The 18,157-nt window shown below is 72.0% G+C and carries 24 protein-coding genes and 2 pseudogenes; 13 read left to right on the forward strand and 13 right to left on the reverse strand.

Features of this window, described 5'->3' with window-relative positions:
• The first annotated feature begins 91 nt into the window (after positions 1-91).
• The 3 genes from P3T27_RS12925 (at position 92) to P3T27_RS12935 (ending at position 1,938) form a co-directional block, all read left to right on the forward strand.
• On the forward strand, positions 92-418 hold the full coding sequence (locus P3T27_RS12925) for a nuclear transport factor 2 family protein (RefSeq protein ID WP_280677660.1): 327 nt from the start codon (positions 92-94) through the stop codon (positions 416-418).
• A 138-nt stretch (positions 419-556) separates the two neighbouring features.
• The gene (locus P3T27_RS12930) at positions 557-1,063 is read left to right on the forward strand and encodes a SigE family RNA polymerase sigma factor (protein WP_280677662.1); all 507 of its coding nucleotides are present in this window, start codon (positions 557-559) and stop codon (positions 1,061-1,063) included.
• A 65-nt stretch (positions 1,064-1,128) separates the two neighbouring features.
• Entirely contained in the window at positions 1,129-1,938 is an 810-nt protein-coding gene (locus P3T27_RS12935) for a hypothetical protein (protein ID WP_280677664.1), read from the forward strand.
• Positions 1,939-1,982: 44 nt separating this feature from the next.
• Here P3T27_RS12935 and P3T27_RS12940 read toward each other — a convergent pair whose 3' ends face one another.
• On the reverse strand, positions 1,983-2,708 hold the full coding sequence (locus P3T27_RS12940; RefSeq protein WP_280677665.1) for a dienelactone hydrolase family protein: 726 nt from the start codon (positions 2,706-2,708) through the stop codon (positions 1,983-1,985).
• A 382-nt stretch (positions 2,709-3,090) separates the two neighbouring features.
• The gene (locus P3T27_RS12945; protein WP_280677667.1) at positions 3,091-3,441 is read right to left on the reverse strand and encodes a helix-turn-helix domain-containing protein; all 351 of its coding nucleotides are present in this window, start codon (positions 3,439-3,441) and stop codon (positions 3,091-3,093) included.
• Between the two features lie 48 nt (positions 3,442-3,489).
• On the opposite strand from P3T27_RS12945, the gene P3T27_RS12950 reads away from it, so the two are divergent.
• Positions 3,490-4,377 (forward strand): NAD(P)-binding domain-containing protein, encoded by an 888-nt coding sequence (locus P3T27_RS12950; RefSeq protein ID WP_280677669.1) that lies wholly within the window; start codon positions 3,490-3,492, stop codon positions 4,375-4,377.
• 143 nt (positions 4,378-4,520) lie between these two features.
• Here P3T27_RS12950 and P3T27_RS12955 read toward each other — a convergent pair whose 3' ends face one another.
• From P3T27_RS12955 to P3T27_RS12970, 5 genes and pseudogenes are all read right to left on the reverse strand, one after another.
• Positions 4,521-6,089 carry an AMP-binding protein gene (locus P3T27_RS12955; protein WP_280677671.1) on the reverse strand — a complete coding sequence of 523 codons (1,569 nt, stop codon included), beginning with the start codon at positions 6,087-6,089 and terminating at the stop codon, positions 4,521-4,523.
• 119 nt (positions 6,090-6,208) lie between these two features.
• Positions 6,209-6,382 (reverse strand): HAD-IA family hydrolase, encoded by a 174-nt coding sequence (locus tag P3T27_RS40990; RefSeq protein ID WP_348534097.1) that lies wholly within the window; start codon positions 6,380-6,382, stop codon positions 6,209-6,211.
• Positions 6,359-6,583, reverse strand: a pseudogene (locus tag P3T27_RS12960) (VOC family protein); the annotation flags it as partial. The gene P3T27_RS40990 and the pseudogene P3T27_RS12960, both read right to left, overlap by 24 nt.
• Positions 6,584-6,669: 86 nt before the next feature.
• Entirely contained in the window at positions 6,670-7,170 is a 501-nt protein-coding gene (locus P3T27_RS12965) for an NUDIX domain-containing protein (protein WP_280677673.1), read from the reverse strand.
• A 92-nt stretch (positions 7,171-7,262) separates the two neighbouring features.
• Positions 7,263-7,511, reverse strand: coding sequence for a hypothetical protein (locus P3T27_RS12970; RefSeq protein WP_280677675.1), 249 nt, complete (start codon positions 7,509-7,511; stop codon positions 7,263-7,265).
• 561 nt (positions 7,512-8,072) lie between these two features.
• Here P3T27_RS12970 and P3T27_RS12975 point away from each other — a divergent pair.
• The 3 genes and pseudogenes from P3T27_RS12975 to P3T27_RS12985 all read left to right on the forward strand — a co-directional run bounded on the left by P3T27_RS12975 (position 8,073) and on the right by P3T27_RS12985 (position 9,282).
• A complete protein-coding gene (locus P3T27_RS12975) occupies positions 8,073-8,663 on the forward strand; it encodes a DUF5919 domain-containing protein (RefSeq protein WP_348534092.1) in 591 nt (196 codons plus the stop codon).
• Positions 8,664-8,709: 46 nt separating this feature from the next.
• A pseudogene (locus P3T27_RS12980) lies at positions 8,710-8,925 on the forward strand (NUDIX domain-containing protein); the annotation flags it as partial.
• A 156-nt stretch (positions 8,926-9,081) separates the two neighbouring features.
• Entirely contained in the window at positions 9,082-9,282 is a 201-nt protein-coding gene (locus P3T27_RS12985; RefSeq protein WP_280677679.1) for a DUF397 domain-containing protein, read from the forward strand.
• A 119-nt stretch (positions 9,283-9,401) separates the two neighbouring features.
• Here the strand turns inward: P3T27_RS12985 and P3T27_RS12990 are convergent, their stop codons facing one another.
• Both P3T27_RS12990 and P3T27_RS12995 read right to left on the reverse strand, forming a co-directional pair.
• Complete coding sequence (locus P3T27_RS12990) at positions 9,402-9,902, reverse strand: hypothetical protein (protein WP_280677681.1); 501 nt, start codon at positions 9,900-9,902, stop codon at positions 9,402-9,404.
• Between the two features lie 259 nt (positions 9,903-10,161).
• Positions 10,162-10,503 (reverse strand): hypothetical protein, encoded by a 342-nt coding sequence (locus P3T27_RS12995; protein WP_280677683.1) that lies wholly within the window; start codon positions 10,501-10,503, stop codon positions 10,162-10,164.
• Between the two features lie 357 nt (positions 10,504-10,860).
• On the opposite strand from P3T27_RS12995, the gene P3T27_RS13000 reads away from it, so the two are divergent.
• From P3T27_RS13000 to P3T27_RS13015, 4 genes are all read left to right on the forward strand, one after another.
• Complete coding sequence (locus tag P3T27_RS13000) at positions 10,861-11,082, forward strand: hypothetical protein (RefSeq protein ID WP_280677684.1); 222 nt, start codon at positions 10,861-10,863, stop codon at positions 11,080-11,082.
• Between the two features lie 72 nt (positions 11,083-11,154).
• Complete coding sequence (locus P3T27_RS13005; RefSeq protein WP_280677686.1) at positions 11,155-11,988, forward strand: transposase family protein; 834 nt, start codon at positions 11,155-11,157, stop codon at positions 11,986-11,988.
• A 100-nt stretch (positions 11,989-12,088) separates the two neighbouring features.
• The gene (locus P3T27_RS13010; RefSeq protein WP_280677688.1) at positions 12,089-12,754 is read left to right on the forward strand and encodes a nitroreductase; all 666 of its coding nucleotides are present in this window, start codon (positions 12,089-12,091) and stop codon (positions 12,752-12,754) included.
• Positions 12,755-12,987: 233 nt separating this feature from the next.
• Positions 12,988-13,185 (forward strand): hypothetical protein, encoded by a 198-nt coding sequence (locus tag P3T27_RS13015; RefSeq protein WP_280677690.1) that lies wholly within the window; start codon positions 12,988-12,990, stop codon positions 13,183-13,185.
• A 166-nt stretch (positions 13,186-13,351) separates the two neighbouring features.
• Here the strand turns inward: P3T27_RS13015 and P3T27_RS13020 are convergent, their stop codons facing one another.
• Together P3T27_RS13020 and P3T27_RS13025 are read right to left on the reverse strand one after the other, a co-directional pair.
• The gene (locus P3T27_RS13020) at positions 13,352-13,831 is read right to left on the reverse strand and encodes a hemerythrin domain-containing protein (RefSeq protein WP_280677692.1); all 480 of its coding nucleotides are present in this window, start codon (positions 13,829-13,831) and stop codon (positions 13,352-13,354) included.
• A gap of 965 nt (positions 13,832-14,796) precedes the next feature.
• Positions 14,797-15,411 (reverse strand): TetR/AcrR family transcriptional regulator, encoded by a 615-nt coding sequence (locus tag P3T27_RS13025; RefSeq protein ID WP_280677694.1) that lies wholly within the window; start codon positions 15,409-15,411, stop codon positions 14,797-14,799.
• Positions 15,412-15,541: 130 nt separating this feature from the next.
• On the opposite strand from P3T27_RS13025, the gene P3T27_RS13030 reads away from it, so the two are divergent.
• Together P3T27_RS13030 and P3T27_RS13035 are read left to right on the forward strand one after the other, a co-directional pair.
• Positions 15,542-16,243, forward strand: a complete 702-nt coding sequence (locus tag P3T27_RS13030) for an SDR family oxidoreductase (RefSeq protein ID WP_280677696.1) — start codon at positions 15,542-15,544, stop codon at positions 16,241-16,243.
• A gap of 46 nt (positions 16,244-16,289) precedes the next feature.
• Positions 16,290-16,712, forward strand: coding sequence for a tautomerase family protein (locus P3T27_RS13035; RefSeq protein WP_280677697.1), 423 nt, complete (start codon positions 16,290-16,292; stop codon positions 16,710-16,712).
• Between the two features lie 88 nt (positions 16,713-16,800).
• Here the strand turns inward: P3T27_RS13035 and P3T27_RS13040 are convergent, their stop codons facing one another.
• Together P3T27_RS13040 and P3T27_RS13045 are read right to left on the reverse strand one after the other, a co-directional pair.
• Positions 16,801-17,514 carry an HAD family hydrolase gene (locus P3T27_RS13040; protein WP_280677699.1) on the reverse strand — a complete coding sequence of 238 codons (714 nt, stop codon included), beginning with the start codon at positions 17,512-17,514 and terminating at the stop codon, positions 16,801-16,803.
• A gap of 184 nt (positions 17,515-17,698) precedes the next feature.
• On the reverse strand, positions 17,699-18,031 hold the full coding sequence (locus tag P3T27_RS13045; protein ID WP_280677701.1) for a helix-turn-helix domain-containing protein: 333 nt from the start codon (positions 18,029-18,031) through the stop codon (positions 17,699-17,701).
• Between the last annotated feature and the right edge of the window lie 126 nt (positions 18,032-18,157).

The raw sequence follows: 18,157 nt of genomic DNA on the forward strand, positions 1-18,157 counted from the left end.
GTGCCGGGCCGTCGGTGCAGGTCGGCCGTGTCGGCATCGAACGCCGGTTCGCGCTGGACTCCCTGGTCCGCGCCCGCCATGATCGGCAGTCATGAGTGAACCAGCGCTTGTGGTCGATCGGCAACTGGCCGCGTACAACAACCATGACCTCGACGCCTTCGTGGCCACCTACGCCGAGGACGTGTCCATCACCAGACGCGACGGCAGCAGCCTGCACGGCCGGGAGGCCCTGCGTGCCGTGTACGGCCCCATGTTCGCCGCAGGCCGGTGCCGGGCCGAGATCGTCGGCCGGCTCACCGAGGGCGACCGGGTGGTCGACCACGAGGTCGCCCACGGCCTGGCCGCCGACCCGGTCCGGGTGCTGGTGGCCTACCGGGTACGGGACGGCCTGATCGACCGCGTCGACTTCCTCGGCTGACACCCGCCGCCGCCCGCCGCCGCCTCCGCACCGCCCGGTGCAGGAGAAGGCGTCCCGTCCGCGCGACATCCCGACGCCTCACGTAGTCATGAGGGGTATGCACGGGGATCACAGCACAAGGGAACAGGCGGGAACCGAGTGAAGTCAGCACAGGAGGATGAGTACCTGGAGTTCGTGGCCGCGAGGGCGAAGGCGCTGTACCGCTCGGCGTACGTCCTCGCGGCCGGCGACTCGCATCTTGCCGAGGACCTGGTCCAGGAAACCCTCAGCCGGGTGTACGTGCACTGGAACCGGGTGGCCGGTGCGGACAACCCGGGGGCCTACGCCCAGACGGTTCTGGTCCGCACCTTCCTCAGTCTGCGGCGTCGGCGGAGCACCGGCGAGCGCCCCATCGCGAACCTGCCCGACGGTGCGGCGTCCGGCCCGGACACCGCGCTGCGGCTCACCCTGCTGGACGCGCTCGGCCAACTCCCGCCCCGCGACCGGGCGGTGCTCCTGCTGCGCTACTGGGAGGACCGCAGCATCGAGGAGACCGCCCGGATGCTCAGGCTGAGCAGCAGTGCGGTCCGCTCCCAGGGCACCCGTGCACTCGGCAGGGTGCGGGCGTTGCTCGGCGACAGCCTGTCCGACCTGATCCCGCACTGAGCGGCGGGCCCGCAGGCCGAATCCGCCACAACCCTCCCATCAGCGACAGAAAAGGTGACACCGGCATGCCGTTCGAAGCAGACCTCGCCCATGCCCTGGACCGCACGACCGACTCCCTCGAACCCGATCTCACCACGCTCCTGAGCGGGGCCGTCGAGCGCGGGCGCAGCCGTCGGCGTCGGCGCAACGCCGGCGTCATCGCCGGGGTCGGGGGCGCCTGCGCCGTGATCGTGGCGGCCGGCCTGGTGCTCCCCGGCGTGCTCGCCGGGACCCGCTCCGCGGGATCCGACATCGAGCCGGCGGCGCTGGCGATGCCGCGTTCCGCGGTCACCGACACCCAGATGATCGAGGCCGTGGAGATGATGTTCCCCGGGGCCCGGTTCAGCCAGGCGAGCGGGCAGAGCAACAACCCCTCGGATCCGTCCGCCGGGCTCGTCGCCAACGGTGCGGTGCTCGTCGACGACGGGCACGGCCCCGCCTTGGTCGGCGTCTCGGCCCTGCGGCTCAAGCTGCCGCTCAGGGACGGCGACGGGCTGAGCTGCGACCAGAAGAAGTCCGCGCGTGCCGCAGGTGACACCTGCACGGTGAGCGAGCTGCCGAGCGGTGCCGCGCTTCCCGGCGGGGCCGTGGTGATGTCGGAGCAGAACGCGGCCAAGCACCCGGCCGGTGCCGACATCGCCCGCCGCTGGACGGTGACGGTGACCCTGAAGTCGACCGGCGCGCAGCTTCAGCTGGTGCAGTGGAACAGCACCGGCGGCGGCAGCGGCGCCGACACACCGAAGCCCACCCGCGCCACTCCCCCGCTCTCCGAGCAGCAGGCGGTGGCCGCACTCACCGGTGCCGTCTGGGCGCCGGTCCTCGATGCCGTCGGCTGACCTGCTGCGCCGCGGAGTTCGGGGAATCGCGGCTGCCGGGCGGATCACTGCGTCACGGGCAGGCATTCGGCGAGCAGGTCGACGACGTCGCGCCAGGCCCGCTGCGCGTGCCGTGGGTGGTGGCCGACGCCGGGGAGGACGGTCTGGTCGACCGGCGGGTGGTGGAAGGCGTGCAGGGCGCCGCCGTAGACCGTGAGGCGCCAGTCGACGCCCGCGGCCTGCATTTCGGCGGCGAAGGCGTCCCGTTGCCCGGCGGGCATGATCGGGTCCTCCGAGCCGACCCCGGCCCACACGGGGCACCGGATGCGCGCGGCCTCGCCCGGTCGGCCCGTGGTCAGTGCGTTGACCGTCCCGATCGCGCGCAAGTCGACGCCGTCGCGCCCGAGTTCCAGCGCGATGGCGCCCCCGGTGCCGTAGCCGATGGCGGCGATCCGGTCGGGGTCGGTCCGCGGTTCGGCGCGCAGTACGTCGAGTGCCGCGTGGCCGATGCCCCGCATCCGGTCGGGGTCGGCGAGCAGCGGCATCACGCGGGCCAGCATCTCCTCGGGGTCGGTGAACCAGCGCCCGCCGTGGAGGTCGAAGGCCAGTGCCACGTAGCCGAGTTCGGCGAGGGCGTCGGCCCGGCGGCGCTGGAAGTCGTTCAGGCCCGGCCCCTCGGGCCCGATCAGGACCGCGGGTCGGCGGTCGGCACCGGCCGGGAGGGCGAGGTGCCCGATCATCGTCAGGCCGTCGGCCGGGTACTCGACCGTGCGTGTGGTGACCGTCGTCATGGGACGGGACGGTAGTGATCGTCGGGCCCGGTCGGGCCGGTGTTCACCGCCGGCGCAACAGCCCGTGGGTGGGCACTGCGGACGGCTCCGGTCCTGACCGAGCACACCGGCACCAGGGCGCCAGGGCGCCACCGGGCGAGAACGTCCTCGCAGAGCACCCCGTCACCGTTTCCCCGAGCCGCGGTGATGTCCCACAGACCGGAGCCGGTAGCGGTCGACCGGCCTGGTTCGCGGCCCGGAACCACGGTTGCCGAGCAGCTCACGTCGAACCGGGCAGTGGCCACTTTTTAGTGGGTACTTGTCCGCGCGCGGGGGCGAGGCGAACCTGGTGGTGGGCGGTCGCGGGGCCGCCGGGTCCACGCGAGACGGGGGTGTCGAGGTATCAGGAGGCCGATCGGGCCTCGGCGAGCTTCTCCAGACGGCGATGGCCCCAGTCGGAGACGGGGGCCAACGCCTGCGAAAGCTCGCGGCCGAACGCGGTCAGGGAGTACACCGTCTTCAGCGGCAGCCCGTCGTGCACCTCCCGGTGCACCAGCCCGTCGGCCTCCATCTCGCGCAGCGCCTGGGTCAGCACCTTCTCGCTGAGGCCCGGCAGCCGCCGGCGCAGCTCGCCGGGGCGGTGCGGACCGGACTCCAGCAGCCACAGGAGAACGGTCTTCCACTTGCCGTCGATCACGGCGATCGCGGCGGTCACTCCGCAGACATTCGTTTCCTGGGCACGGCTGCGCGTCATCCTCGTCCCGTTCGTCACTGTATGCCGATATTTCAAGGGAGTTGCTTCATGTCCCCTCACGACGGACAGTCTGCCGTCACCGTGCTCGGTCTGGGTCCGATGGGTCGGGCCCTGGCCGGGGCGTTCCTGGATTCCGGTCTGCGGACCACGGTCTGGAACCGGACGCCGGGCAGGGAGCGCGAACTGGTCGAGCGGGGCGCGATCGGCGCCCGGTCGGCCCAGGAGGCGGTCGCCGCGAGCGCTCTGACCGTGCTCTGCGTGGTGGACTACGACGCGGCCGACGCCGTGCTGCGGCCGGACGCGGTCGCCGGTGCGCTCAAGGGGCGCACGGTGGTGAACCTGAGCGCCGACACCCCGGCCCGGGCCCGGTCCACCGCGGCCTGGGCGGCCGGGCACGGCATCGGGTACCTGGACGGCGCGATCATGACGCCGACCACGACCATCGGGACGCCGGCCGCGGTGTTCATCCACAGCGGCCCGCAGGGGCTCTACCGGGAGCACCGGCCGGTGCTGGACGCGCTGGGCGGCACCCACACCCACCTCGGGGAGGAGATCGGGCGGGCGGCGGCCTACGACATCGCGCTGCTGGACGTCTTCTGGACCGCGATGGCGGGTTACGCGCACGCCCTGGCGGTGGCGCGGGCGGAGGGTGTCACCGCGCGGGAGCTGGCGCCGTTCGCCCAGGGCATCGGCGCGATCCTGCCGCCGCTCTTCGAGCAGCTCGCGGAAGGAGTGGACGGCGGCAGTTTCTCCGGCGAGGGCAACCCGCTCACCTCGGCGGTGTCGTCCATGGCCCACATCGTCCACACCTCGGAGGGCCACGGCATCGACGCGGGCGTGATGCGCGCGGCCGAGGGCATGGCCCGCCGCGCCATCGGACTGGGCCACGGCGAGGACGGGTTCGTCCGCATCGCGGAGGTCCTGGGCCGCCGTTGAACGCCGGGCCGGCGCGGGGCGGGGACGACGCCGGCGCGGGGCAGTCGACCTTGTCGCTTGTCGCGTAACGGCCCCGCCGGACGCCGCGCGCGGGAAGTCGGACCCGCCGACTTCCCGCGCCATCAGGGGCCCCGGGGGTGCCCTCAGCCCGCCGCCAGCTCGCGCAGCCGCTTCTTGTCCGGCTTGCCGACGGACGTCAGCGGGATCGCGTCCACGAGGTGCAGGGACTGCGGCGCGTAGATGCGCCCCTTGCCCGCCGCGACGAACGCGCGCAGGTCCGCCAGCTGCGGCCGCTGCCCCGGCGCCGGGACGACGGCGACGTGGACGTGCTCGGTCTCCTGGGCGTCGCGCACGCCGAAGACCGCGCACTGGGCGATCGCGGGGTGGGTGAGGAGCAGGTCCTCCACCTCGGAGGGGTAGACGTGCCCGCCGACCACGATGATCGTGTCCTTGAGGCGGTCGGCCAGGTAGAGGTAGCCGTCCTCGTCGAGGTAGCCGACGTCGCCGGTGTCCAGCCAGCCGTCGCGCAGGACCTCGGCGGTGAGGTCGGGCCGCTTCCAGTACCCGGCCATCAGGGTGGCCGAGCGCACGAAGATCCCGCCCTGCTCGCCGGCCGGCAGTTCGGTGCCGTCGCCGGAGCGGATCACCACCTCGACGCCCGGCAGCGGGCGGCCGACCGCGACCTGGCCGCCGCGGCCGATGCGGTCGTGCTCGTGCGGGGCGAGCACGGCGATGTTCTGCGCCTCCGACATGCCGTAGCCGCCCACCAGGATCGGCCCGAACACCTTGAGCGCCTCGCGCACCCGGGTCGGCGAGGCGGCGCAGCCTCCGTAGGAGATGCGCTGCAGGCTGGACAGGTCGGTGCGGCCGATCGCCGGGTGGTCGAGCAGCTGGTAGAGCAGCGGGGGCAGCACCCACAGGTCGGTGATGCGTTCGCGTTCGACGGCGGCGAGCACCGCGCCGGGGTCGAAGGCGCGCTGGAAGACCACCGCGCCGCCGTGGCGCAGCGTCAGATCGGTGTAGATCCCGGCGAGGTGGGCGAGCGAGGTGGCGGCGAGGAAGCGGGGCGCGCCGGTGTCCGCGCCGCCGCCCCACGGGATGTCGAAGACGCGCCGGTAGGGGCCGTGCAGGCTGAGGATGCCCTTGGGGATGCCGGTGGTGCCGCCGGTGTGGCGGATGCCGAGGTCGTCGTGCGGGCCGACCCGGACGGCGGGCGGCCGGGCGGGGTGGTGGTGGGCGGCGGCGATCACGTCCTCGCCGGCCGCCGCCGCTCCCGGGCCCAGGGCGAGGACGGTGGGCACGTCGACCAGCGGGAGCAACTCGGCTGCCACCGCGTTGCGTTCGGCGTCGACGAGCAGGACGGCGGTGTCGACGCTCGTGGTGATCTCGGCCAGGACCGGGGCGCTCATGCCGTCGTACAGGCTGACCACCCGCGCGCCCGCCAGGCCTGCGGCGTAGCGGGCGCTGAGGGCTTCGGCGGTGTTGCCGGTGAGCAGGGTGACGGTGGTGCCGCGGGCCGCGCCGCGGGCGAGGAGTTCGTGGGCGAGGCGGTAGGTGGCGGCGGCGAAGTCGCCGGCGGTGATCTCGGTGCCGTCGGCGGTGGTGAGGGCGTGCCGGTCGGGGTCGGCGGCGAGGGACTGCAGGATCAGGGCGGGGGCGCTGACGAATTCCCGGTCAGCCGTGGCCGCTTCTTCCTTGTAGTGTGCAACCATATCCTCACCCTAGCCCCATCCCCCGCTCGTTTTGGGGCAGTTCGGCGCGGCCTGCGGGTGCGAGTGCGGGGGGCGCGGGGCGCGGGGCGGCCGAACCCGGCCGGGGCCCCGCGCACGGTTCAGTCGTCGAGGGCGCCTTCGGCGTCCAGGGTGTACTTGTCGCCGACGTGGGCGACCTCGTGCGGGGCCAGGTCCAGGGCCGCGCAGCCGGCGCGGAAGACGCCCGGCGCGGGCTTGGCCTCGCCGTGCTGGTCGGAGCAGACCAGCGGCGTGGTCTTCGGACGCAGGCACAGGTGGAACCTGTTCTTGATCGTCTTCGGTTCCGGCACCTGGTTGAAGTGCAGCAGCGGGCCCTCCGGGAGCATCACCTCAGTCTCCGGATCACCCGGGCTGTCCTCCGGATGCAGCGGACATCCGAGCCCCTCACTCCAGAACCGAGCCGGCTCATGGGCATCCGCACAGTCGATCGCCGCGTTCGGCAACACCGAGACCATGCACGAGATCCCGCCCGAAGCACCGCTCGGTCCGCTACCGATCTGCGGCCAGGCAGCACCAGCACTTTCGTCACAGGCCCCGGCGTCTAACGCGGTGGGGGCCGGTCCTCGTCACAGGTGGTGCGCTGGCCGTGGAGGAGGAGCGGGACGGCGCGGTTGGCGAGGGCCTCGGCGGCCCGGGCCGCTTGGGCGGGGGCCATGACGTCGAGCAGGTCGTGGGCGGGGACGAAGCGGGCGCCGAGCAGGCCACTGCGGTGCTGGGGCGGGACGGTGAGACGGGCGGCGGCGTGTTCGGTGATGGTGCCGCCGTCGAAGACGAGGTTGAGGCGCTCCAGGTAGCGGTCGGCGGGGGTGAAGTCGACCGCCAGGACGTCGGTCAGGCGGAGGTTGAGGCCGGTCTCGGCCCGCAGGTGGCGGGCGGCGGCCAGGTTGGGGGGCTCGTTGGGCCGGGCGGCGCCACCGGGCAGGATCAGGCCGTTCATGTAGTCGGGGTCGACGAGCAGCACGTCGCCCCGGGGGTTGCGGACGAGGACGAGGCAGCCGAGCCGGCACACCGGCGGCTTGCCGAGAAGGCGGGGGTCACGCATCGGGGGCTTACTTTCTGTTGCTGTCACGCCAGTTGAACCCGGCGAGGAGAGCGGCGGCGAAACACGCCCACCAGAGCAGGCGGGCGGCCAGATCAGTCGTCATACGTCAGGCGCTCGTAACGCAGACCCTTGCGCAGCAGGTCGACGACGCGGAGGAGTTCGGACGGACGGGCCGAGCCCAGGCTGATCAGGTAGCACCCGGTCATCCGCCCGTGCTCCCAATCCACTTCCACCGACGGCAACTTCACCCCGCCGAGGGCAAGGACGGTGGTCAGGTCGTCGACGACGTCGGCCGCATCCCGCCGCTGATCGGCGGTGGCCCGGTTGAGGATGGACCCCATCACGCCCCCACCCGCCGCCGCACCTCGAACCCCCGCCACGCCTGATACGCGACCGTGAACGAGCTGAAGGAAGCCAGCTCACCCGAGGCGCCGCTACGCAACCACTCCCCCGTCGTCTCGTTCCGCACCCGGTAACACCGGCCCTCCGGGTCCCAGCGGACCCCGTAGCCGTGGAGTCGGGGCGAGGTGCCAGCTTGGCTAACCACGCCCCCGCCTCCCCCAGGACTCACTTCATTGATCGCGTCTGATTCCATGTGCACGACTCCCTTCACGCGGCTTTCACGAGAATCATCGGCACCCAAACGGCCTATAGGTGTTCCATCTCGAAGACAACTGCCACGTCTTGGCGCTAGCGTCCAAGAAAGCCCAAACGTCTCAGGATTCCTCTTGAACACTGCGCTCCAGCAAGGTATGACCGCTGCGCACCTATCCCCCCGTCAACTGGCTGCCCGGGTCGGTGTTACACCTAAGACCGTGGAACGCTGGCTCTCTGATGCATCGCTGGTGCCGCATCAGCGGAACCGCATCGATGTCTGCGCGGCTTTAGGGGTTGATGAACGAGTGATCTGGCCCAACACCGTCCGGGCGAACGTCAAGACCGGGCACGACCGGGAGGTATTCGCCGTCTACCCGTACCGATCGGCCTGCCCGCAGTCGGTCTGGGCGCAGCTGATCGCCGAGGCCCGGTCCGACGTGTTCCTCGCCGGCTACACCAACTACTTCGTCTGGCTGGAGCAGCCCGCCCTGTTGCAGACCCTTCGGCGCAAGGCCGAGGGCGGCTGCCGGGTCCGCTTTCTCCTCGGGGATCCGGACTCCGACACGACGCGCCAGCGCGAGCAGATCGAGGACGTCGCCCTCACGGTGTCCACCAGGATCAGGGTCACCTTGGAGAACCTGGCCAAACTCTCCGGCTCCGAGCGGGTCGAGGCCCGCTTCAGTGCTCCGGACGACGGCCCGAACCACGTCGGCCTCTCCGTCTTCCGCTTCGACGAGCACGCCCTCGTCACACCCCACCTCGCCCGCGCCGTCGGCCACGACTCGCCACTGATGCACCTGCGGCGCAGCGAGGAGAACGGTATGTTCGACCGCTTCGCCGAGCACATCGAGGAACTCTGGTCCCGGGGCCGCGACATCCGCACCGGCCCGCACTGATGTCTGCGGCGCCGCCCACGACGAAACCCCTGCCCTCCTGCTGCCCATGAGCAACCATGCCGAGTCGCCCAACCCAACACCGCTGCACTCCGTGTCCGTCGCGGGAGCGGTCGTCCGCGAGGACGGACGCGTGCTGGCGATCCGCCGGGCCGGCAACGGGACCTGGGAGCCCCCGGGCGGGGTGCTGGAGCTGACCGAGACCGTCGAGGACGGCCTGCGCCGCGAGATCTTCGACGAGACCGGGATCAAGGTCGGCGTCGACATGAGCGAGGTCTACGCCGTCCGCATCCGCTCCCACGACGGCCACCGCCTCGCCGCCCCCAAGCACCCCGCGTGAGAAGTCGACCCCGCCGACTTCTCACGCCGACCGTACCGTGGCTGCCAGTTGGCACCGCCCGATCAGGAGGCAACCGCGTTGATGAGCAACCACCCCACCACCTGGCGCAAGAGCAGCTACAGCGGCCAGGGCGGCGATTGCATCGAGGTCGCCGACGGCTTCACCGATGTGCAGCCCGTCCGCGACTCCAAGGACCCCGCCGGGCCCGCCCTCCTCTTTCCCTCCCCCGCCTGGCGGGCCTTCGTCACCGCCGTCCGCGCCGGCGAGTTCGACGCCCGGTAGCAGCGACTCCTGGGCGGGGAAAAGGAACTGGCCTATGCCGCTGAGCCGACAGCTTGTGTGCGCGTGACTGCCTTGTCTCGGCCGTCCAGTCACCCATGGAATCCATATGCCCGTGTGCGTCAGCGGTTCGGAGCGCTGGAGGCCAGGCGGACGGCGTCGGGCAGCAGGTGGAGCTCGTAGGGCGTGTAGCAGTCCGACATCTCGCCTCCGACCACGACGCCGCAATGGCAGGCGCGGTTGGGTGGGCCGTCGCCGGGGGCTCCGCAGCAGCCGGGTGGCCCGCTCGTTGTCGCGTGCCCGGTGATGCCGGTCCCGTCCTCGGGGTGCAGGACGAAGGTGTTCCGGGGTCCGGCCGAGACGACGACCATTCCGTCGAAGTCGCTGATGCACGGGCCGCCGGGGTAGGCGGCGGGGCAGTCGTCCTGGTCCTCGGCCGGGACGAACGGCGGTCCGTGCGGCTCAGGATCGACGGCGTAGTGGCCGCGGGGCACGGTGGGCGGGGCCTGTCGCCGGCCGTTGACGAGCTCGCCCTCGAACACGTGCCGGGCAGGAACCGCCGGGAGGAGCTCAAGGTCAGGCGTGAGAGCCTCGCCGCAGACGGCGCAATGAAAAATCGTCATCGTGGCATGTCTACAGCGTCGGCCCTCACGTCACAACACGATTCCGTTCCCCCGCCGGCGGGGGCTCGCTGGTCGGCCGTCACGCGGCCGAGAACGGACCCGTCGCGCCCCGCCGAACGCCCCTCGCGGGAAGTTCGGCACGACCGGCTTCCCATTCCCCGGGGATGTGCGGCCACGGAACGTCCGTGCCAGTGGGCGGGGCGAGGCGGGTGGTTGTGCCGAGGTGCCCCGGCGGACGGATCCGCCGGGGCACCTCCGGTCAGGTCAGCGACGAGATGCGCATGCGGCTGCACATCACGAAGCCCTGGTGGTCTCCGTCGGACAGGAGCAGGACGTGGTAGGCGTCGCGGTGCTCCTCGGGGACGTCGGCGAACTCCTCGATTCCGGGGCGGTCTTCACCGGCCCGGGTGATGTGCAGTTCGCTGTACCCGCGCCGGATCTTCATCGCCGCGACGTTGATGAACTCGATCTCCAGGCCGGCGTCCGGCTCCTGCGGCGCACCGCGCAGCACCAGTGTCCGGTGTGACGCCGCGTAGGACCAGGGGCTGAACGGGCGCTCGATCCGCAGCGGCAGCTGGTCGGTACCGGCCAGGAACGTCATGGGGTCTCTCATTCGAAGGGACTCGTCGTCGGCTTGCCATTCTCGTACCATTGCACGCGTTTCTGCACCTCCGGTGGCGCCTTCTTGATCTGTGCCAGCTCCCAGGCCGTGGCGTGGTCGCCGGGCTTCGCGGCGTCTATGGCCTGCTCGGCCCACCTCTTCGCGTTCTCCTTCCCGATGTAGTCCAGGTTGAAGAAGATCTTGGTCGTTTTCTCCGGCTTGAGGGCCTCCAGGACGGTGTCCGTCCGCTTCGCCCCGGCGGGGAAGTCATGGTAGGACTTCGCCTTGACGACCTTGTCGGCGAAGTCCTTCAGAGAGCCTGCGCCATCTTGAAGTTGGCTGGTGGGAGGGGCTGGCGTGACTCCGTTCCAGTCGGCGCTCCCGTCGGACTACCAGCGCATCCTCGCCGTCGTCCGGCAGGCGGGCGCCCCGGTCATGGTCCGGCAGGTCGGCGAGGTGCTCGGCCTGGACACCGGCATCCGGGGCAAGCTGGAGCCGCTGCGCGGGAAGCTGACCAAGCTGGCCGAGCGCGGCTGGCTGCGCAAGTTCCCCGACGGCCGGTTCTCCACCCGTCCGTGACCCGCGGCGGCCGCCTGGCCGTAGGTCTGGTTCTGGCGTAACCAGGTTGCCGTCGACGGCAGTTGGGATTGTGTGACCAAAACCGAAGAGCCGACCGGGGACACCGTCCCCCTTGTCTACCAGTGCCGTCTGCCGCTGTCCACGAGCACCGTCACCCACCTCGCTGACCTGCTGCGACGCCATCTGAAGGCGATAGGTTCACGCTGGCGGGCCCTGCCGCCGGGCCGGATCGCGGTGATCGTCCTGGCCGTTCTGCGGCACGACCAGCGCCTGGCCGACATGGCCGGCGGCAACGGCGTCTCCGCCACCACCGTGCGCCGCTGGCGCGACGAGCTGATCGGCCTGCTGGCCGCGAAGGCCCCACGGCTGGACCGCGCTCTGAAGAACATCGCCAAACGGGGCGGCGAGGTCGTCCTGGTCGACGGCACCCTCATCCCCACCCAGCGCCGCACCGGCAAAGACAACCGCCCGAACTACTCCGGCAAGCACCACCGCCCCGGCCTGCGCTTCCTCGCCCTGACCGACGAGAAGGGCCGACTGGTCTGGATCTCGGCCGCCCGCCCCGGCCGCACCCACGACATCACCGCCGCCCGCCGCGACCACCTCCTCGCCCACCTGCGCGACGCCGGGCTCGGTGCGCTGGCAGACCCCGGCTTCCTTGGCCTGGACGACGACCCCGACGACCCCGTGGTCGTCACCGGCTTCAAGGCCACCCGCGCCCGCAAGCTCACCCTTGGCCAGAAGGTGGCCAATCGTATCCTCGCGGCCGGACGCGCCCCAGTCGAACACGGCTTCGCCCACCTGAAGAACTGGCGGATTCTCACCAAACTCCGCACCGCCCCCGTCCGCGCCACCCAGCTCCTGCGCGCCCTGCTCGTCCTGACCAACCTCGAAGTCGCCCGCTGACAGACGATCCACACGGCAGACTGCGCCCACCACCAGGAACTCCTTGTGCGTGCTGAAGGGGTAGAGAGGTGGTTGTCGCTGAGCGAGAGGACGAGAAGACATGGATGTGTATGAAGCCGTGGACAGCCGCCGGGCCGTGCGGGCGTTCAGCGATGAGCCGGTACCCAAAGGGGTACTCGAACGAGTCCTGGCCGCGGCAACGAGGGCTCCGTCGAGTGGGAACCTCCAGCCGTGGCATGTGTATGTCGTGACCGGCGAGCCCTTGGCCGAACTGAAGAAACGCGCGACGGCCCGGGCACTGGCGGGAGACCCGGGCGATGAGCGGGAGTATCCGATGTACCCGGCCGAACTGACCTCGCCGTATCTGGATCGCTTCTCCGCCGCGGCCGCCCAGCGGTACAAGGCGCTGGGAATCGAGCGCGACGACCCCGACAGGCCCACAAAGATCGCCGCCTTGAACTCGGAGGCGTTCGGGGCGCCGGTCGCGCTGTTCTGCTACCTCGACCGGACGATGGGGCCCGGCCAGTGGGGGGACGCGGGAATGTACTTGCAGACGGTCATGCTATTGCTGAGGGCGGAAGGGTTGCACAGCTGCCCCCAGGTGATGTGGACGATGTACCGAAAGACCGTCAGCCACATAGTCGGAGCCGATGACAGGCTCGCACTGTTCTGCGGTGTCGCGGTGGGATTCGAGAAGGAAGGCGTGCCGCGGCTGCGTACCGGGCGGGCGGACATGACGGAGACGGTGAGCTTCATCGGAGTGTGACCGTTCGCCGGTTCCGGCCCGTCGGCGCGGACGGGCCGGAACCGGCGAAGGCCCCCGGCAGATGATCTAGAGGCCAGACTGCCGCCCGCCACCAGAGGGTGTTCCAGTGCCGGATGTCCTCGATCCGCTGCGGCCGGCCGGCGGGGTCCCGGAGTGCTTGACCGGTCTTCAGGTCGGCGGCGTCGAGCCAGGTGCGCTGGTCCTCGGACCAGAACGGGTGGTGGTCGGTGCTGGTGAGCGACCCCCCGTTCTCCAGGGTGATGTCGGTGTCGCCGCCGTCTTGCTGCCCGCGGGTCGACACCAAGGGCTACCAGCTCCGCAACACCTTCAACAACCGCTGCCTCGCCTTCCCCTCCTGGCAGGAAAACGGCGCCCCCGCCAAGGTGTGGGACTGCGTCCCCGCCTTCGACGACCAGGTCTGGAAGTTCTGACCCCCGCCACACCCCACCAGGGCGGGGCGGGGGCGACGGCCTTGAACCGGTCCACGGTGAGCGCCGGGGTGCCCGGAGGCATCCCGGTCCCGTCGGCGCCGTTCCACTGCGCCACGGCGACCTTCGCGCCATCCGCCCGCAGCAGGTGACGTGCCGACGGACGTTGTCAGCCGAACCGGAACACCTGGTCGGACCATCCGCTGTCAGGCACGGCGCTGTCGAGGGCCTTGCTGATCGTCCGTTCCTCGTAGGCGAAGTGGGATTCCATGATCGCCGTGAGTCCGTCGAGTTCGCGCCCGATCGCCTCCAGGCCTTCGCCGGGCGATTCGGCGGCGTGGTCGGCGAGTTCGCGGACCCTGGCCAGGATGGCAGCGATCATCTCGTGGTCTTCGACGAGCTTGGCGACCGTCCCGGCGAGCTCGGGGCGTTCGCGCACGAGGTGGGCGAACACGCCCTCGTCCTCGCCCTGGTGGTGTGCCGTCAGCGCGGCGCAGAAGGCCAGGCAGTGGGTGCGCAGCGTGTCGTCGTCCAGCCGGCGTTGGCCGATTCCGGCCCTGACCGCGCCGATCCGGCGGCGCAGTTCCTGATGTGCTTGGGAGAGCTGAAGGCTCAGGGCGACCACACGGTCGCCGTCGGGGGAAGCCACGGAGGGCGGTCCCTTCGGTTCCACACCTCCATGCCTGACGCGGTCCGTCACCGGCACGCGATGCTGCCATCATCCGATCACGTGCCGCGACACCACGGCAAGCGCCGTCGCGGGCGGTATGCGGGAGGCTCCCCCGGAACACGGTTTCCGGGGGAGCCTTCGCCTGGCGGGCCCGGTGGGCGGCCACGTCCGCGACGCCTGTGTAGGTGGCGGCGTCGGCGGCGGCCTGGACGGCGCCGACGGTGCCGATGGCCGGGTCGTCGGTGTCGGCCGGTGCGGCCGGCCCTGCGTGGGGCGGGGTCGTGGTGCCCGCCCGGACCGGCGGGGCGTAAACCGGTGCGGGCTGCGTGAGCGGGCTGGCCGGCTACCGCGCGCTGTTCGGCGCCGACGGCTAAACCACGGCGGCCGATCCGGTTGGCGGGGCGCCCGCCGGGTGTTACGAACACCGGGTGACCGTGGCCGTGTTCGTGTGGGCGACCTGCGATCATCCAATCGCCGGATCGCCGGACCGCTGACCAGGCTGCCCGAGGTGCCCGCCCGTCCGATGGACCAGGGCTATCGCGAGGCCGACGGATCCCGTCTCGCCGCCCGGCTTCTTCGCCCTGGAACCCGGGCCGTGGGGCGCCCCGCTCGTGCCCTCCGACGCCTGCCTGCCGGTCTTCGCCGGGGGTCCCTGCGTCGGCGATCCGGACGGCGACGGGTTCCTGGTGTCCGCGGGGCCCCGGAACACCGCGGTCCTGCACCCCGATGACGCACCGTCACTCCAGCCGCATCCCGACTGGAGGCGCTCCCGGGGGCGCTGCGGCCTCGACGGCCGGAGCGGCATGAATCAGCTGCGCCCCTGCGGCGCGAAGGTGGGCACGCTCATCAGCGAGTGCAGCACCGCGTACGAGCTCCACCTGGACCCCGGCGGGGTGCGCGCGATCACGGGCCTGCGGGCCCCTCCCCCGGTCCGGCTGCGGCCCTTACACGGACGGCGCGTCCGCGTCCGCGGCGGGGGCGGGGGTGGGGGCGGACAGCCGGTGGCGGGCGGCGGCCAGGAACTCGGCGGACAGGGCGGGGTCCTCGCTGGCGCGGGCGAGCAGGAGGGCGCCGACCAGGGTCGACAGGTCGGCGAGCGCGGCCTCGCGTTCGGCGGGGTCGGGCAGGTACTGGAAGCCGTCGACGAGGTCGCGCAGGCCGGCGGTGAAGGCAGTGCGCAGCGGGGTGCCGGGTTCGGCCCGGGCGGCGTCGGCGGCCAGCGCGGCGGCGGCGCAGCCCTGGCCGGGGTTGTCCCGGTGGGGGGTGGAGAGGTAGCGGGCGAGGAACTCGGCGCGGGGGGTGCGACCTTCGGCCGCGGGTTCGTCGGCGAGGTGGTCCATGGCCTCGCGGCGTTCGGCGAAGGCCGCGCCGAGCGCCTGGGCGACGAGGTCGTCCTTGGAGGCGAAGTGCCGGTAGAAGCCGCCGTGGGTGAGGCCCGCGGTGGCCATCGCCTGGGGGACGCTGACCTGGTCGGCGCCCTTCTCCCGGATCAGCCTGGCGGTGCTGTCGATCACCTGGCGGCGGCGGCGCTCGGCCTCGGCTCGTGACACGCGGGGCATGCCTGCGCTCCCTTCCTTCGCTCCTGTTTGTGGTGCTCCCACCTTCCCACCCCTTTTAGATGATGATAGTAATCTAAAAGGGGTGGTGCCGGACCCGGACACCGCCACCTTGAGAGCGAGGAACACGCACATGACCGTGATCGAAGGCTCCGTCGCCCTGGTCACCGGAGGCCGGCGCGGCCTCGGCAGGGCATTCGTCGAGGAGCTGCTGGCGCGCGGCGCGAAGAAGGTCTACGCCACCGCCCGCACGCCCGACCGCAGCGAGGACGAGCGGGTGGAGGTCCTCGCCCTGGACGTCACCGACGACGCCTCGGTGGCCGCCCTGGCCGAGCGCGTCCAGGACGTCGACATCGTCGTCAACAACGCCGGCGTCCTGTATCCGGGGGCGCTGCTCACCGCCGACCTGCGCCAGGTCCAGGCCACCTTCGACACCAACGTGCTCGGCCCGCTGCGCATCGCCCAGGCCTTCGCGCCGGTGCTGGCGGGCCGCGGCGGCGGGGCCCTGGTGGACATCCACTCCGCGCTGTCCTGGGGTGCGGGCGCGGGCGCCTACGGCGCCTCCAAGGCCGCCCTGTGGTCGCTCACCAACTCCCTGCGCGTCGAGCTCGCCGCCCAGCGCACCCAGGTCGTCGGCGTGCACCTGGGCTTCGCGGACACCGACATGGTGGCGGCCCTGCCCGTCGACAAGCTCCCGGCCGCCGAGGTGGCCCGCATCGTCCTGGACGGCGTCGAGCGCGGCGAGCGCGAAGTGCTCGTCGACGACGTCACCCGGGCGCTCAAGTCCGCGCTCTCCGGCCCGGTGGAGGGCCTCACCCTGCCCATCGGCCGCTGAGCCGCGCCCCCTTCCGGCACCACGCCCGATCCCGAGGAGAACACCCATGCCCCTGTGGCACGTCTACCACCCTCCCGGCACCTACACCCCCGACCAGAAGCAGCGCCTCGCCGCCGACATCACCGGGTTCTACACCCGCTTCGGGCTGCCGAAGTTCTACGTGGTGACGCTCTTCCACGAGATCGCCGCCGACTCCTTCCACGTCGGCGACCAGCCCGCGCACGATGCGGTGCGGATCGTGGTCGAGCACATCGCCCGGCACACCGAGGACCCCGACCTGCGCAAGCGCACCCGGGAAGCCCTCGCCGCCCTCCTCGCGCCCCACACCACCGGGCGTGGCCTGTACTGCGAGTTCCACATCGACGAGACGCCCCGGGACCTGTGGATGATGGACGGGATCTCCCCGCCCCCGCCCCAGAGCGAGGCCGAACAGCTGTGGGCCCGCGAGAACCGCCCGATCCCCTACTGACGGACACCTCGGCGCGCGGAGCGGGAAGTCGGCCCCGCCGACTTCCCGCTCCGGGACCCACCGACCCGGCAGGCGACGGGCGGTGGGTTCAGCCGTCGAGCGCGGCGGGCAGGTCGTCGAGGGTGTGGAGGACGCGGATGCCGTCCGCGACCGGTGCGCAGCTGCGGGCCCGGTCGAGCCAGTACGCGCGCAGTCCCGCGTCGCGGGCCCCCACGGCGTCGAGGGCGTACTTGTCGCCGACGTAGGCGACCTCCCGCGGCGCGAGCCCGAGGCCGGCGCACCCGGCGAGGAAGATGCCCGGCGCGGGCTTGGCCTCGCCGTGCTGGTCGGAGCAGACCAGGGTGTCGCCGAAGTAGGGCAGCAGGCCGACGGCGTCGAGCTTGCGGCGCTGGTGGTCGGCGCTGGAGTTGGAGACGATCCCGAGGCGGTAGCCGGGGGCGAGCCTCGCCAGGACGGGTCCGGCGTCGGGGAAGGCCGCCCAGGCCGCGTCGCGGTGGGCCGCGTAGCCGGCGAACCAGGCGGCGGCCTCGTGGTCGGGCAGGCCGGCGGTGTCCTGGCCGAGGTGGGCGAGGAAGTGCCGGACGCGTTCGTGCTGCTGGCCGGTGAAGGTGAGCTCGCCGGCCAGGAAGCGGGCGTACTGGGCCTCCATGACCGCGCGCCACAGCACCAGGGCCGCCCCGGGCCCTGGGAAGCGGTCGAGCAGCCCCTGGTCCCGCAGGTGGGCGAGGATGCCGGCCTCCTCCGAACCCGAGTAGTCGAACAGGGTGTCGTCGACGTCGAAGAGCACGCCCCTGACCGGCACGCCGCCACCCCTTCCCGATCCGGTTTCCCGCCGGGGTGAGCATCCCACGCGTGCGGCGGGGCCCCGCGCCCGGGGCTCAGCGGTCGAGGGTGATCTCGGGGTGGTGCGGGCAGGGCGCGTCGGGCCGGCGGAGGAGCGGCGGGCGGCGGGTACGACCTCGGTCATAGGCCCCGGAGTGGAGCGCTCAGGCGGACGCGGCGGGCGCTGCGGCCAGGAGGGCGTCGAGCAGGCCCGGGAAGCGGGCGTCGAGGTCGGTGCGGCGCAGGCTGACGAAGCGGTTGCGCCCGGCGACGCGGGTGGTGGTGACGCCGGCCTCGCGCAGGACGCGCATGTGGTGGGAGACGGTCGACTTGTGGAGGTGTTCCAGGCCCAGGTCGCGGGGGGCGCAGGAGTGTTCGGCGCCGTCGGCGTAGCTGAGCAGCAGCGTCATGCGGACCGGGTCGCCGAGGGCGTGCAGCACCGTGACGAGGTCGATGTCGGCGGTGGCGGGCTGGGGAAGCCGCTCGTCTTCGGGCATGGCGCGTGGTCCTCGTCGGGTGGGGGCCGGCCGGACGGGGGCCGGCCGGGCCGGGGTTGGTTTGACAATCATCCACCAATCCCTAGTGTTTGACGAGCATCAAACTGTTGCCCTATCGCCAAACAA

This window comes from Kitasatospora sp. MAA19, from assembly GCF_029894125.1.
Taxonomy (GTDB): Bacteria; Actinomycetota; Actinomycetes; order Streptomycetales; family Streptomycetaceae; genus Kitasatospora.

Coding starts and splice junctions, on each gene's coding strand:
- P3T27_RS13030 (WP_280677696.1), top strand. CDS start 15,542: ATGACCGTGATCGAAGGCTCCGTCGCCCTGGTCACCGGAGGCCGGCGC.
- P3T27_RS13045 (WP_280677701.1), bottom strand. CDS start 18,031: ATGCCCGAAGACGAGCGGCTTCCCCAGCCCGCCACCGCCGACATCGAC.
- P3T27_RS12990 (WP_280677681.1), bottom strand. CDS start 9,902: ATGACGATTTTTCATTGCGCCGTCTGCGGCGAGGCTCTCACGCCTGAC.
- P3T27_RS12950 (WP_280677669.1), top strand. CDS start 3,490: ATGTCCCCTCACGACGGACAGTCTGCCGTCACCGTGCTCGGTCTGGGT.
- P3T27_RS13035 (WP_280677697.1), top strand. CDS start 16,290: ATGCCCCTGTGGCACGTCTACCACCCTCCCGGCACCTACACCCCCGAC.
- P3T27_RS12985 (WP_280677679.1), top strand. CDS start 9,082: ATGAGCAACCACCCCACCACCTGGCGCAAGAGCAGCTACAGCGGCCAG.
- P3T27_RS12935 (WP_280677664.1), top strand. CDS start 1,129: ATGCCGTTCGAAGCAGACCTCGCCCATGCCCTGGACCGCACGACCGAC.
- P3T27_RS12955 (WP_280677671.1), bottom strand. CDS start 6,089: ATGGTTGCACACTACAAGGAAGAAGCGGCCACGGCTGACCGGGAATTC.
- P3T27_RS12970 (WP_280677675.1), bottom strand. CDS start 7,511: ATGGGGTCCATCCTCAACCGGGCCACCGCCGATCAGCGGCGGGATGCG.
- P3T27_RS12965 (WP_280677673.1), bottom strand. CDS start 7,170: ATGCGTGACCCCCGCCTTCTCGGCAAGCCGCCGGTGTGCCGGCTCGGC.
- P3T27_RS13010 (WP_280677688.1), top strand. CDS start 12,089: ATGGATGTGTATGAAGCCGTGGACAGCCGCCGGGCCGTGCGGGCGTTC.
- P3T27_RS13025 (WP_280677694.1), bottom strand. CDS start 15,411: ATGCCCCGCGTGTCACGAGCCGAGGCCGAGCGCCGCCGCCGCCAGGTG.
- P3T27_RS12945 (WP_280677667.1), bottom strand. CDS start 3,441: ATGACGCGCAGCCGTGCCCAGGAAACGAATGTCTGCGGAGTGACCGCC.
- P3T27_RS12940 (WP_280677665.1), bottom strand. CDS start 2,708: ATGACGACGGTCACCACACGCACGGTCGAGTACCCGGCCGACGGCCTG.
- P3T27_RS12995 (WP_280677683.1), bottom strand. CDS start 10,503: ATGACGTTCCTGGCCGGTACCGACCAGCTGCCGCTGCGGATCGAGCGC.
- P3T27_RS12925 (WP_280677660.1), top strand. CDS start 92: ATGAGTGAACCAGCGCTTGTGGTCGATCGGCAACTGGCCGCGTACAAC.